Below are 13,536 nucleotides of genomic sequence, written 5' to 3'. Positions count from 1 at the left end.
CCATGCGGCGCTACGGCAAGCACACCGACGAGGACGACATCCGGTCCCGGCCCAACCGCAAGGGCAACCGGCCGCGCACCAACATCCGTCCCAAGCACGAGGACGCCATGGAGGGCATGGTCCTCACCGTCGACCGCGGCAGGCTGACCTGCCTCGTCGGTGAACGGATCATCACGGCGATGAAGGCCCGGGAACTGGGCCGCAAGGCGGCCGTCGTCGGTGACCGGGTCGGGATCGTCGGCGACCTCTCGGGCGACAAGGACACCCTCGCGAGGATCGTCCGCATCGAGAAGCGCTCCTCGGTGCTGCGCCGTACCGCCGACGACGACGATCCGTTCGAGCGGGTCGTCGTCGCGAACGCCGACCAGCTCGCCATCGTCACCGCCCTCGCCGACCCCGAGCCGCGCCCCCGCCTGATCGACCGCTGTCTGGTCGCGGCGTACGACGGCGGGCTCGAACCGCTGCTGGTGCTGACGAAGTCGGACCTCGCGTCGCCCGACGAACTGCTGGAGATGTACGGCGCGCTGGGCGTCCCGCATGTGGTCACCACTCGGGACGAGTTCGTCGACGGGCGTGCCGCGGAGCGGGTGCGCGAGCACCTGGTGGGACGGACGACCGCGTTCGTCGGGCACTCCGGCGTCGGCAAGACGACCCTGGTCAACGCCCTCGTCCCGGACGAGATGCGGCGGAGCACCGGCCTGGTCAACGCGGTGACGGGCCGTGGCCGGCACACCACGACCTCCGCCCTCGCCCTCCCGCTCGCGGACGAGAAGGGCGGCTGGGTGGTCGACACCCCCGGGGTGCGCTCCTTCGGGCTGCACCACGTCGACCCGTCCCGGGTCATCAACGCCTTCCCCGACCTGGTGCCGGGCACCGAGGGCTGCCCGCGCGCCTGCTCGCACGACGAGCCGGACTGCGCCCTGGACGACTGGGTGGCGGAGGGCCACGCCGATCCGGCTCGGCTCTATTCGCTGCGGCGGCTGCTCGCCACCCGTGAGCGACGCGAAGGCGACTGAGTCATCCGTGTTTGCCGTCCCCGACGCCTGGTAAGTGCATAATCGCACCAGGTCGGACCGGCCGGTCATGACCGATCGGTCCGCAGCCCGGTCGGTCCCGGACCAGGCAGTCGTCGACTACGCGGGAGGCCCAGTACTCATGGCGTGGCTGCTGGTGGTGGTTGCGGGGCTCCTCGAAACGGGCTTCGCCGTGTGTCTCAAGCTGTCGCACGGCTTCACGAGGCTGTGGCCGACGGTCGCCTTCGCCGCGTTCGCGCTGGGCAGCTTCGGTCTGCTGACCCTGTCGCTGAAGAAACTCGACGTGGGCCCGGCCTACGCGGTGTGGACGGGGATCGGCGCCGCCGGCACGGCCATCTACGGCATGGTCTTCCTCGACGACCTGGTCTCCACCCTCAAGATCGTCTCCATCACGCTGGTGATCGTCGGGGTCATCGGTCTCCAGCTCTCGGGCTCGTCGCAATGAGTCCGTCGCCCACCGCCGCCCGCACGAGCGGGGCGACACTCGCACCGGCCGGCGCGACGACGAAGGACAGCGCGAGCCGCATCGCGAGTTCGCAGCGCCGGGACAGGTCGCCCGGTTCGCCGTCGCCGTCCCAGGACCGGCCGGCGTGTCCCGGCGCGGCGAGCGAACGGTCCCGCACGGCCGCGACCAGCTCCGCCGGACCGGGCAGCCGCGCGTCCGCGCGACGCTGGGCGGGCACCCGCGAGAGCACGGCCCCGCGGACCGGGCGCGGCACCGGCAGCCGTTCGCCCCAGCAGCCGGTGAGCAGCGCGCGCAGCACGGGTCTCGACCGCGCCTCCCCGACGGTCCACTCGGCGACGGCCACGAGCCGGTCGGCAACCGGGGCACTCTGCGCCATCAGCCGCTCCACCCCGCGCAGATAGGCGTCGGCCTCGCGCCGCGCGAGGGCGCGAGCGAGGCCGTCCTTGCTGCCGAACTCGTTGTAGAGGGTCTGGCGGGAGACGCCCGCGGCGGAGGCGACGTCGACCATCCGTATCCCCGACCAGGGCAGGTCGCGCAGCGCCGCCAGAGCGGCGTTCAGCAGTGACTCCCGCGCTGCAGGCATGGTCGCCTCCCCGGCCGAGCAACTCCGGTCTCAGAGTTGACGGGCCGCGTTCCCCTGTCAATACAGACGGCAGGAGGCCGCCGCCGCGGCCGGCCCGGGAACGACCGGGCCTGCACGGATAGAGTGGCGCCCATGCCCGACTACCACGATGATCTGCGGCTTGCCCACGTCCTCGCGGACGCCGCCGACGCCACCACCATGGACCGGTTCAAGGCTCTCGACCTCAAGGTCGAGACGAAACCGGACATGACGCCGGTGAGCGAGGCCGACAAGGCGGCGGAGGAACTCATCCGCGGGCATCTGCAACGGGCACGGCCACGCGACGCGATCCTCGGTGAGGAGTTCGGCATCGAGGGCACCGGGCCGCGGCGCTGGGTCGTCGACCCGATCGACGGCACGAAGAACTATGTGCGCGGCGTGCCGGTCTGGGCGACGCTGATCTCGCTGATGGAGGCGGGAGAGGGCGGCTACCAGCCGGTCGTGGGCGTGGTGTCGGCGCCGGCGCTCGGCAGGCGCTGGTGGGCGGCGAAGGGCGGGGGCGCGTACACGGGCCGCAGCCTGACGTCCGCGACGCGCCTGCACGTCTCGAAGGTCGAGCGCATAGAGGATGCCTCCTTCGCGTACTCGTCACTGACCGGCTGGGAGGCCCAGGGCCGTCTCGACGGGTTCATGGACCTGACACGCGCGGTCTGGCGCACCCGGGGCTACGGCGACTTCTGGCCGTACATGATGGTCGCCGAGGGCTCGGTCGACATCTGCGCGGAGCCGGAGCTGTCCCTGTGGGACATGGCCGCGCCGGCGATCGTCGTCCAGGAGGCGGGCGGCGTCTTCACGGGCCTCGACGGACGACAGGGACCGCACAGCGGAAACGCCGCGGCGTCGAACGGGCTGCTCCACGAGGAGCTGCTGGGTTACCTCAACCAGCAGTACTGAGGGACACGACGGTACTGGTCCGCAGCGGCGGCGACATCAGCGCCGGCGGACCGGCGTACGCCGCTCGTGCAGGGGCGTACGCCGGTCCGCCGGAGGCTCAGGCGCGGGCCGGAGAGGCCGCGCACGCCCTCTTGCTGCCGTCCCGGAGGGCTGCGACTCTGAGAGTCCCCACACTTGTGAACTTGTGAATCGGTTCTCTAGCGGCCGATCACCAAGGAGGTGGCTCCCTTCATGCTCGTCCGTGACGCCATGAGCACGGTGGTTCTCACCATCGGACCCGCACACACACTCCGCCAGGCGGCCAGGCTGATGGCCGCACGCCGCGTAGGCGCGGCAGTGGTCCTCGACTCCGACTCGAGCTTCGGCATCCTCACAGAACGGGACATCCTGAACTCGGTCGGCCTGGGGCAGGACCCCGACCTGGAGACCGCCGGAACCCACACCACCACCGACGTCGTCTTCGCCGCGCCTTCCTGGACCCTGGAGGAGGCGGCCGCGGCCATGAGTCACGGCGGGTTCCGCCATCTGATCGTGACGGACGGGGACGGGCCGATCGGCGTGGTCTCCGTCCGCGACATCATCCGCTGCTGGGCCCCGGCCAGGAGCCAGGTGGTCGCCTAGGAGCCTTCGCCGGGACCCGGTCCGGCCGCCGGATCGGCGCACGGAACCACGCTCCCCCGGGCACGCGGAAGGGGCCGGATCCCTCCCGGGATCCGGCCCCTTCCTCTCGACAAGCCGTCCCGTCAGCCGCGCAGGGCCTGGACCGCGGCCTCGAGCCGCTTGCCGAAGTCGCCGTCCGCCTGGCGGAAGTTGTTGATCGCGCGCTCGGCGATGTCGTCACGCGACACCTTGGCGATGAAGCCCGCCAGGTTGTCGATCAGACGGCCCTTCTCGTCCTCGGACATCAGGCGGTAGAGGTTGCCCGCCTGGACGAAGTCGTTGTCCTCGGAGTGGACCGGGGCCGCGTGGTCACCGGTCACGCCGGTCACCGGGATGGGCTGCCACAGCGGGCGGTCCGTCTGGTGCGGGCCGCCGAAGCTGTTCGGCTCGTAGTTCTTCGCGCCCTTGTGGCGGCCGTCGTACAGGAAGCCGTCACGGGAGTTGGTGCGCGCCTCGGTGGCGTGCGGGCGGTTCACCGGCAGGTGGTCGGCGTTGATGCCGACGCGGTAGCGGTGGGCATCGCCGTACGCGAAGAGACGGCCCTGGAGCATCTTGTCCGGGGAGGGACCGATGCCCGGCACGAAGTGGGCGGGGCTGAAGATGGACTGCTCGACCTCGGCGAAGATGTTCTCCGGGTTGCGGTTGAGCTCCAGCTTTCCGATCTCGATCGGCGGGTAGTCCGCGTGCGGCCACACCTTCGTGAGGTCGAACGGGTTGAAGCGGTAGGTCGCCGCCTCGGCCGCGGGCATGATCTGGACCTGCACGGTCCACGTCGGGAAGTCGCCGCGCTCGATGGCCTCACGCAGGTCGCGCTGGTGCGAGTCGGGGTCCTCGCCGGCGAGCCTGTTGGCCTCGGCCTGGGTGAGGTTCTTGATGCCCTGGTCGGTCTTGAAGTGGTACTTGACCCAGAAGACCTCGCCGGCCTCGTTGTTCCACTGGTAGGTGTGGGAGCCGAAGCCGTCCATGTGGCGGTAGGAGGCGGGGATGCCGCGGTCGCCGAACAGCCAGGTCACCTGGTGGGTGGACTCGGGCGAGAGCCCCCAGAAGTCCCAGACGTTGTCCGCCTCCTGGGATCCGGTGTACGGGTCGCGCTTCTGGGTGTGGATGAAGTCGGGGAACTTGATGGCGTCCTTGATGAAGAACACCGGGGTGTTGTTGCCGACGAGGTCGTAGTTGCCCTCTTCGGTGTAGAACTTCAGCGCCCAGCCGCGCGGGTCGCGCACCGCGTCCGCCGCGCCGAGGTTGCCGGCGACGGTCGAGAACCGCAGGAAGGTCTCGGTCTGCTTTCCGACCTCGGAGAGGAACTTGGCACGGGTCCACTGCGAGACGTCGCGGGTCAGCGTGAAGGTGCCGTAGGCGCCCGCGCCACGCGCGTGGACGACACGCTCCGGGATGCGCTCACGGTTGAAGTGCGCGAGCTTCTCCAGCAGCAGCTGGTCCTGGACAAGCACCGGCCCGCCGACGCCCGCGGTCTCGCTGTTCTGGTTGTCGGCGACCGGAGCCCCGGCCTCCGTGGTGAGCGGTCCCTGCGTCACGTGCGCCTCCTGCGTCATGTACTGCCCAGTCGTTCGTGCACACGACCTGTCCTTGGCGTGCGCTGGTCCCGATCCTACAATGGACAATGTCTAAGTCAAGCGAACATCCAAAGTCACACTCGTTCGGGACACGGCTCCCACCACTGTTAGGCTGGTGCTCATGAGTGACCTGTTGGAACGACTTCGCGGACGCGGCTGGCGCATGACCGCCCAGCGGCGTGTCGTGGCCGAGGTCCTCGACGGCGAACACGTGCATCTGACCGCCGACGAGGTGCACGCCCGAGCGGTGAGGCTGCTGCCCGAGATCTCCCGGGCGACCGTCTACAACACCCTGGGCGAACTGGTGAGCCTCGGTGAGGTGCTCGAGGTGTCGACCGACCGCCGCGCCAAGCGGTACGACCCGAACGCCCACCGCCCCCATCAGCACCTGGTCTGCGCCCGCTGCGGCGCGATCCGCGACGTGCACCCGGTGGGCAACCCGCTGGCCGACCTTCCGGACACGGAGCGCTTCGGCTTCACCATCTCCGACGTCGAGGTGACGTACCGCGGCACGTGTCCGAACTGCGCCGCCGGGTGACGTAGGCGACAGGCAACGAAGAGGCCCCCGATGTGCGCATCGGGGGCCTCTTCGCGTCCGGGCCGGCAGAAAACAAAACACCGAAGGCCCGGATCCAAGGATCCGGGCCTTCGGTTTCAGTAGCGGGGACAGGATTTGAACCTGCGACCTCTGGGTTATGAGCCCAGCGAGCTACCGAGCTGCTCCACCCCGCGGCGATGAACACAACATTACGTCACCCCGCCGACCAGCGCAAATCCCTTAAGGTCCTGTCCGGGCGATCAAGAAGACCGCCCGGACAGGCCTCAAGCGGTGAGTTCCTGGAGCAGTGCCTCGCGCAGGCGTGCGGCCCGCTCCGTGACCTCCGCGGGGCCGAGCTCCACCGCCCTGGCGCACCATCGCTGGCCTTCGGCCAGTTCTCCCCGGCGGGCGGCGAGCAGCGCAAGCCGCAGTGCGGCCCTGCCGTGCCCGGCCCGCGCGGCCCGCGTCCACCACAGCGATGCCTCGCGCTCGCTGCCCTCGCGGGCGAGGAGGAGCCCGAGGTTGAACGCGCCGCTGCGGCTGCCCGCCTCCGCCGCCTCGCGGTACCAGCGGGCGGCGTCGGTCATGTCACCGCGGGCGGCGGCCAGCATGCCCACCCGTACCTGGGCGCGACGGTGGCCCTGCTCGGCGGCCCGCTCGTACCACTCCTCGCACTCGCTCTTCTCCGCCACCGGCTCGCCGAGGGCCGGCGGACCGGGCGGCGGGCGGCGGGCGTCCAGCACAGTGGCGAGCCGGAACGCCGCCTCCGCGCTGCCGCCGCCCGCGGCGCAGCGCAAATGACGCTCCGCGCCCTGCTCGTCACCGTCCCTGAGCAGGGCGATGCCGACCTGGAGCGCCGCCTCGGTGTGCCCGGCCGCCGCGGCCCGCTCGTACCACGCGAGAGCCGTACGGTCGTCGTCGCGGCCGGCGTGGAGGATGCCCAGGTTGAAGGCGGCGTCGACGCTGCCCGCCTCCGCCGCCTTGGAGAACCACGGCTCGGCGCCGACCGGGTCACCCGCCTGGAGCAGCAGGACGGCGAGGGCGTTGGCGGCCTCACGGTGTCCGGCATAGGCGGCGCGGCGGTACCACTGCTCGGCCTGGGCCGTACGGTCCTGGGCAGCGCAGAGCAGACCCAGGTTGTACGCGCCGTTGACGTCGCCCGCGTCCATCGCGGCGCGGTACCAGCGCTCCGCCGTCTGCGGCTCACCCCTGGCCGCGTGCAGCGCGCCGAGGGCGTTGGCCGCGTTCCCGTCGCCCTCCTGGGCCGCTCGCAGCCACCACACGGCGGCGCTCTCCTCGTCGCCCGCGTCACGCAGCAGGAAGGCGAGCGCGCAGGCGGCGCGGGCCTCGCCGTCCTTGGCGGCCGTGAGGTACCAGCGCCCGGCCTCCTTCAGCCGGCCGCGCCTCTCGAGGATCGACCCCAGGTGCAGGGCGGCCCGCCGGTGACCTCGCGCGGCGGCCTGCCGGTACCACTGGGCGGCCTCGTCGAGCAGGGCCCCGCCCTGATCTGCCGCCTGCTCCTGCGCGGCGGGGGCGCTCGCACGGAGACGGCCGTCGCGTGTCCGGCGTCCGGCCGGGTGCTCGCCCGCTGTCTCCTCCGCGTCGACGAGCACGCGCAGCGCCGGGTCGGTCGTGCCGACGGCGCCCGGGCCCGTCGCGGGGGCCGCCGGCTCGTCGCGACGTGCCCCGGGCCGTCCCGCACCGCCCTTGGACACACCGGAGGGCCGTCCTCCGCCCTCGCCGCGACGGGCCCGCCGCACGGCGTCCCGCGCGGTACCAGGCTCCGCGGGGCCGGCGCCGACCAGACTGCCGACGCCGTCGTTCTTGCGGCACTCCTCCGCAACCGCCCGGCGCTCCAGGGCGCGGGCGAGCCGGTAAGCCGCCTCGCGGTGGCCCTGCTCCGCGGCCGTACGCAGCCAGCGCTCGGCCCCGACGTCGCTGCGGTGCTCCAGCAGGTCGGCGAGTGCGTACGCGCCGAGGGCGTGGCCCTGCTCCGCGGACTGGCGCAGCCAGTACTCGGCGGCCGGCTCGTCGCCCCGCTCGCGGAAGTGACGTCCCAGGGCGTGCGCGGCGGCGGCGGATCCGGCCACGGCGGCGATCCGCCACCAGCCGGCCGCCTCGTCCGCGTAGCCCCGCTGGTGGAGGAGCACGCCCAGGTTGTTGGCCGCGGCGCGGTCGCCGTCGGCGGTGGCGCCCCGCAGGTAGGGCTCCGCCCCATCGAGGTCCCCGCGGCGCAGCAGCAGCGCGCCGAGGACGCTCATCGCCGCGGTGTCACCGGCGTCGGCGGCGCTCCGGTGGCGCGCCTCCGCGCCGGCGGTCTCCACCGTGTCGGCGCTGCTGTCGTCCGTGTCGTCGTGGCCGGTGTTGCTCCGGTCCTTGCCCGTGTGGTCGGCACGGACCGCGGCGTCGATCGCGTCCGGCGCGTTTCCGGCATGCGGCTGCACAAACCGCCCTGTCTCCAACAGAGTTGCCCTGTCCCCCATAAATTCCATCGTCGCACCACCTGCAACCCGCGTACACCTGGTATACCGCAGCCAGTGAGGTCACTTCAGCGTTTTGTCGACATGCCCACAGAGAGATAAGTCAAACACGTTCGGGCCCAACTCACGGCCCACGGCGCGCACTTCGGCGCACAAAGATGTGCGCAGACATGAAGAGGGCCCGGATCCTGAAGGATCCGGGCCCTCTTCATCAGTAGCGGGGACAGGATTTGAACCTGCGACCTCTGGGTTATGAGCCCAGCGAGCTACCGAGCTGCTCCACCCCGCGTCGTTGTGTTGCAACCGTACCACGACGCGGGATGGTGCCTGCTCAGCCCGGTGGTCCTCAGTCCCCCGGCGCTCCTTCGTCCGGTTTCGCGTCCGGTTCGGTGCCAGGCGTCGTCTCCCCACCCGGCGCGGACTCCGGCTGTGCCTTCTGCGCATCGGCCGCCCGCTGCAGCGCGGCCTCCAGGGCTGCCTGCGCCTTGCCGTACGCGGCCCAGTCCGTCGGGTTCTTCTCCAGGGCCGCCCTGGCGTCGTCGTACGCCTGCTGGGCGTCCGCGATGGCGTCCTGGAGCGCAGCGTCACCGGTGGCAGGCGGTTCGGTGGGCTCGGTGGGCGGCTCGTCCGGATCGGTCGGCGGGGTCTCCTCGTCGGGTGCCCCCTCCGCGCCGAAGACCTGACCGAGCGCGCCGGCGAGGTCGTCGGCGAAACCGATCTTCTGGCCGTAGACGACCGCGACCTTGCTCAGGAGCGGGAACTCGGATCCGCGTCCCTGGGCGTAGATGGGTTCGACGTACAGGAAGCCTCTGTCGAGCGGAACCGTCAGCAGATTGCCGTACTTGATCGTCGAATCCGCGCCCTTGAGGTCACGGACGTAAGTGGCGATGGGCCCGTGCCGGTTGAGCCGGCTCTGCACCTGCTCGGGTCCGTCGACATTGTCGTCCGTCACCCGCAGCAGTTGGATGCGGCCGTAGTCGCTGCTCTTGGCGTCGGCGTCGACCGCCATGAACGCCCGCAGGTTGGGCCGTCCACTGGGGGTGAACGTCGTCGTCAGCGAGAACTGCTGCGCCTTGTCGCCCGGCAGCTTCATCGACAGGTAGTACGGCGGGACCGCGTTGCTGTCCGACTTGGTCGGGTCGTTGGGCACCTGCCAGGCGTCACTCGCGTTGTAGAACTGGCCGGCGTCCGTGACGTGGTAGAGGGCGAGCAGCTCGCGCTGCACCTTGAACATGTCCTGCGGGTAGCGCAGGTGCTCCCTCAGCTCGGCCGGGATGTCGCCCTTGGCCTTCACCGTGCCGGGGAAGGCCTTCTTCCAGGTCTTCAGCACCGGGTCGTTCTCGTCCCACTCGTACAGCGTGACGGTGCCGTCGTAGGCGTCGACGGTGGCCTTCACCGAATTGCGGATGTAGTTGACCTGGTTCTGCTGCGCGACCACCGCGCGCTGCCGGTCGGTCAGCGAGTCGGCCGTGGTGTCACCCAGCGTCGTACGCGAGGCGTAGGGGTAGCCGTTGGTGGTCGTGTAGGCGTCGATGACCCACTGGATCCGCTTGCCGATCACGGCGGGGTACGCGTCGCCGTCGATCGTCAGCCACGGGGCCACCGCCTCGACGCGCTCCTTGGGCGTGCGGTTGTAGAGGATCTTGGAACCTTCGCCGATGGCGCCCGAGTACATGATCTGCGGCTCGCTGAAGGCGACGGCGTACGCGGCGCGGTTGAGCGGGCCGGAGACGTCGATGCCGCCCTTGCCCTTGTAGCTCGTGGTGACCTGGCCGCCGCCGTCCCGCTCGTAGTCCAGCTCCTTCTGGGGGCCGCCCACGATCGAGTACTGCGTGGTCTTCTCGCCGTAGTAGATCCGCTGCTCGTAGTCGCCGAGCATGCCCTTGGTCGGCAGACCCGAATCCGTGAAGTCCGGGGCGCCGCTCGTGCCCGCGGCGGTGTCGGTGCCCTTGGCCGTGACAGCGCCGAAGCCGTGGGTGTAGGTGAAGTGGTCGTTGATCCAGTTGCGCTTGTCGACGCCTGCGAGGTTGAGCTCGCGCAGACCGATGACCGTGTCCTGACCCTTGTAGCGGTCGACGTCCAGGGTCGCCGGGAACTGGTAGTACTTCCGCTCCTGCTCCAGCTGCTGGAACGTCGGCGACACGATGTTCGGGTCGTTCATGCGGTAGCTGGCGGCGTCGTCGGCGTTCTTCCGCTGCTGGTCGGGGTCCTTCACCTGGCCCTTGCCCAGGTAGTCCGCGGGCTTGACGCCGTCGATCCCGTAGGCCTTGCGGGTCGCCTCGATGTTCTTCTCGATGTACGGCGCTTCCTTGGCCTGCTCGTTCGGCTGGACCTGGAACTTCTGAACTATGGCCGGGTACAGGCCGCCGATCAGGATCGCCGACAGCACCATCAGGCCGAAGCCGATCACCGGCAGCTGCCATGTGCGGCGCCACAGCGTCGCGAAGAACAGCAGCGCGCAGATGACGGCGATGCAGAACAGGATCGTCTTCGCCGGCAGGTAGGCGTTGGCGTCGACGTAGCGCAGGCCCGTCCAGTTGTCGGTCGCCTTGAAGTCACTGGACTTCACCGCGAGCCCGTAGCGGTCCAGCCAGTACGCGACGGCCTTCAGGGCGACGAACAGACCGAGCAGCACCGACAGATGGCCGGTGGCCGCGGCGGTCGCACGGGCGCCGGGGCTGGTGATGCGCAGCCCGCCGTACAGATAGTGGGTCAGCGCGGCGGCGATCACCGACAGCACGACGGCCGCGAAGCCGAAGCCGAGCAGGAACCGGTACCAGGGGAGGTCGAACGCGTAGAACGCGACATCCATCTGGAACTGCGGGTCCTTCTGTCCGAAGGGGACTCCGTTGACCCACATCAGCCACGTACGCCACTGGCTCGTGGCGGAGGCACCGGCGATCAGCCCGACCAGGGCGGTGATCGCGAGCAGCACCCACTTCTTGTACGGGGCGATGCCCATGCGGTACCGGTCGAGGCTCTGCTGCTCCAGCGACATCGCGCTGAGCGGCGGCCGCAGCCGGTGGGCCAGCCAGATGTTCACCCCGACGGCAGTCGCCATCAGCAGACCGAAGACGGCGAACAGGCCGATCTTGGTCCACAGGGTGGTGGTGAACACGGACGAGTAGTCGACCGAGCGGTACCAGAGCCAGTCGGTCCAGAACCCGGAGAACATGACGAAGACCATGGCCAGGACGGCCAGGACACCCAGTGTCATGAGCAGGGTGCGGACGCGCCGGGAGGGCCGGCCCACTCTGATCCGTGGCCCTGTCGGGCCTCCGCCGCGGTCCGGCATCTGGAAAGCCAACGTGCGCCCCTCGAAGTTCGCGGTTGTGTGAATCGGGCCCCGCGATCGTAGAGCCCACTCATGCAACTTACTGAGGCTTTACCTAGTTCCCGTCGCGGGGCAGGAAGGAGGCAGGATATTGACCATGCCCAACGATTCCTCTTCCGGCCCCCCGATGGCCGCGAACCCGCTCACCCGCGCCGTGCTCGAGATCGACGAGTACGCCTCCGGTCTCGGCTGGGACCAGCCGGCCCGGCTCTTCGCTCTCGTCGACAACCATCAGCTGCGTTCCCAGGAGCCGGGCCTCGCCCGCCAGCTCGGTCTGGACGGCGCCGACGACACTGCCGCGCCCCTCACCCCCGTCGAGCAGGACGAGATCCCTGCCGGCACCCCGCTCGACGAGTTCCTCGGCACCCTCGCCTGGCCCGACGCGGTGGCCGGCTGCGCCCTTACCGTGGAGCGCCTGATGCTGCCGCCCTCCGCGGAGGCCTCCGTACCGGTCGGCCTCGACGACGCGGCCCTCACCAAGTGGGTCGCCGAGCACCCGGACCGCCAGGAGGTCCGGATGACGGTGGCCGTGCTGCGCGACGGCACACGGGAGTCCGCACTGCGGCTGCGGGAGAAGGACTCCCCGACCGAGGTGCTGACCGGAGCCGGGCTGGTGCCGGGACTGGCCGAGGCGCTGGCCGCCACCTTCGAGGCGTAGGACCTCCCCCACTCTCTCGGGGTGGGGTTGGTCCACCCGGCCCTCCGGGGGCGCCCGGCCCCGGAGGGCTGCCTGTCCCTGCACCGTCCGACGCGTGCGGCGAAGTGCATGACAGCGGACTGCACCGGGTGATCCCGCGGCAGGACCTGGCCGAGCGGCGCTTCGATCGCGCGCCGGGCGAGTGTCAGCTCGCCGAGCAGCTCGGCAGGTCCGCCGTGGCGCCCGCATTGATCTTGGCCAGTGACTTCCGCGCGTCCTGGATGGTGTCCACCTTCACCAGCGTCAGTCCGTCCGGGATGTCGGAGACCGCGGAGGCGCAGTTGTCGCTGGGGGTGAGGAAGTACTCGGCGCCCGCGTTGCGCGCGCCGACGAGCTTCATCTCGATGCCGCCGATCGGCCCGACCTTGCCGGACTCGTCGATGGTGCCCGTGCCGGCGACGAACTTGCCGCCGGTCAGATCGTCGGAGGTGAGCTTGTCGACGATGCCGAGCGCGAACATCAGACCGGCGCTCGGTCCGCCGACGTCGGCCAGATTGATGTTGATCTCGAACGGGAACGTGTGGTCGGTGCCTGCCTGGATCCCGACGATCGCCCGGCCGTCGTCCTCCGCCTTCACCGTCGGGACGGTGACCTTCTTGGTCCGGGTCGGCTCCTTGCCCGCCTTCTCCGCGGCGGCCGCCTCGTCCGCGGGCACCACGGTGAAGACGACGTCCTCACCGGGCTTGTGCTTCACGACGAGCTTGGCGACGTCCTCCGGCTGCTTGATCGCGGTGCCGTCGACGGCACGGATCACGTCCCCGGCGTGGAGCCGGTTCTGCGACGGCGATCCCTTGACCACGGAGGAGACGACGACGCGGGCCTTGACCGGCATCTTCAGCTCACGCAGGGCGGCGACCTTGGCGCTCTCCTGGGACTGGCTGAACTCCTCGGCGTTCTCCTGCGTCGACTCCTCCTCCGTCTTCCCGTTCGGGTAGAGGGTGTCGTGCGGCACGACGACATTGTCGTGCGCCACCCAGCCGTAGACCGCCTCGAGGAGGTTCATCTGGTAGTCGGCGCCGGTGACCCTGACCGTCGTCATGTTGAGGTGGCCGGTCGTCGGATACGTCTTGTGGCCCGAGATGTCGAGCACCGGTTCGCCGTCCGCGGACCCGAGAGTGTTCACCGTCGGTCCGGGTGACATCTCCGCGTAAGGGACTTTGAGGAACACGCCTGCGCAGAGCAGCGCAATGAAGATGAGGGTGGAGGCGAGCATCGTCGCGGTGCGGCGTGGCATGGA

The 13,536-nt window shown here is 70.4% G+C and carries 11 protein-coding genes and 2 tRNA genes; 6 read left to right on the top strand and 7 right to left on the bottom strand.

The window, feature by feature from the left end:
* Positions 1-2: 2 nt before the first annotated feature.
* Together rsgA and ACTMTU_RS15785 are read left to right on the top strand one after the other, a co-directional pair.
* Positions 3-1,016 (top strand): ribosome small subunit-dependent GTPase A, encoded by a 1,014-nt coding sequence (gene rsgA / locus ACTMTU_RS15790; RefSeq protein ID WP_441264104.1) that lies wholly within the window; start codon positions 3-5, stop codon positions 1,014-1,016.
* Between the two features lie 139 nt (positions 1,017-1,155).
* The gene (locus tag ACTMTU_RS15785) at positions 1,156-1,479 is read left to right on the top strand and encodes a DMT family transporter (protein WP_441264236.1); all 324 of its coding nucleotides are present in this window, start codon (positions 1,156-1,158) and stop codon (positions 1,477-1,479) included.
* On the opposite strand, the gene ACTMTU_RS15780 is transcribed toward ACTMTU_RS15785, so the two are convergent.
* Positions 1,445-2,083 (bottom strand): TetR/AcrR family transcriptional regulator, encoded by a 639-nt coding sequence (locus ACTMTU_RS15780; RefSeq protein ID WP_441264103.1) that lies wholly within the window; start codon positions 2,081-2,083, stop codon positions 1,445-1,447. The two genes, ACTMTU_RS15785 and ACTMTU_RS15780, sit on opposite strands and share 35 nt — an antisense overlap.
* Positions 2,084-2,215: 132 nt before the next feature.
* Here ACTMTU_RS15780 and hisN point away from each other — a divergent pair, with 132 nt between their 5' ends.
* The gene (gene hisN / locus ACTMTU_RS15775) at positions 2,216-3,016 is read left to right on the top strand and encodes a histidinol-phosphatase (protein ID WP_159687482.1); all 801 of its coding nucleotides are present in this window, start codon (positions 2,216-2,218) and stop codon (positions 3,014-3,016) included.
* A 231-nt stretch (positions 3,017-3,247) separates the two neighbouring features.
* Entirely contained in the window at positions 3,248-3,637 is a 390-nt protein-coding gene (locus tag ACTMTU_RS15770; protein WP_441264102.1) for a CBS domain-containing protein, read from the top strand.
* A gap of 122 nt (positions 3,638-3,759) precedes the next feature.
* Here the strand turns inward: ACTMTU_RS15770 and ACTMTU_RS15765 are convergent, their stop codons facing one another.
* Entirely contained in the window at positions 3,760-5,211 is a 1,452-nt protein-coding gene (locus ACTMTU_RS15765; RefSeq protein WP_441264101.1) for a catalase, read from the bottom strand.
* Between the two features lie 160 nt (positions 5,212-5,371).
* On the opposite strand from ACTMTU_RS15765, the gene ACTMTU_RS15760 reads away from it, so the two are divergent.
* Positions 5,372-5,788 (top strand): Fur family transcriptional regulator, encoded by a 417-nt coding sequence (locus ACTMTU_RS15760; RefSeq protein ID WP_441264100.1) that lies wholly within the window; start codon positions 5,372-5,374, stop codon positions 5,786-5,788.
* Between the two features lie 120 nt (positions 5,789-5,908).
* Here ACTMTU_RS15760 and ACTMTU_RS15755 read toward each other — a convergent pair.
* The 4 genes from ACTMTU_RS15755 to ACTMTU_RS15740 all read right to left on the bottom strand — a co-directional run bounded on the left by ACTMTU_RS15755 (position 5,909) and on the right by ACTMTU_RS15740 (position 11,563).
* Positions 5,909-5,982: transfer RNA gene (locus ACTMTU_RS15755), tRNA-Met, on the bottom strand.
* 90 nt (positions 5,983-6,072) lie between these two features.
* On the bottom strand, positions 6,073-8,280 hold the full coding sequence (locus ACTMTU_RS15750) for a tetratricopeptide repeat protein (protein ID WP_441264099.1): 2,208 nt from the start codon (positions 8,278-8,280) through the stop codon (positions 6,073-6,075).
* A 203-nt stretch (positions 8,281-8,483) separates the two neighbouring features.
* Positions 8,484-8,557 (bottom strand) — tRNA-Met (locus ACTMTU_RS15745).
* Between the two features lie 57 nt (positions 8,558-8,614).
* The gene (locus tag ACTMTU_RS15740) at positions 8,615-11,563 is read right to left on the bottom strand and encodes a UPF0182 family membrane protein (RefSeq protein WP_441264235.1); all 2,949 of its coding nucleotides are present in this window, start codon (positions 11,561-11,563) and stop codon (positions 8,615-8,617) included.
* Between the two features lie 136 nt (positions 11,564-11,699).
* Here ACTMTU_RS15740 and ACTMTU_RS15735 point away from each other — a divergent pair, with 136 nt between their 5' ends.
* Entirely contained in the window at positions 11,700-12,260 is a 561-nt protein-coding gene (locus ACTMTU_RS15735; protein ID WP_441264098.1) for a PPA1309 family protein, read from the top strand.
* Between the two features lie 184 nt (positions 12,261-12,444).
* Here the strand turns inward: ACTMTU_RS15735 and ACTMTU_RS15730 are convergent, their stop codons facing one another.
* Complete coding sequence (locus ACTMTU_RS15730) at positions 12,445-13,533, bottom strand: YlbL family protein (RefSeq protein ID WP_441264097.1); 1,089 nt, start codon at positions 13,531-13,533, stop codon at positions 12,445-12,447.
* Positions 13,534-13,536 lie beyond the last annotated feature (3 nt).

Origin of the sequence: Streptomyces sp. OZ13, from assembly GCF_052068155.1 — a bacterium.
Classification (GTDB): Bacteria; Actinomycetota; Actinomycetes; order Streptomycetales; family Streptomycetaceae; genus Streptomyces.
Note: the sequence above shows the minus strand (reverse complement) of the source record. Positions and strands in the feature narration are given on the sequence as shown.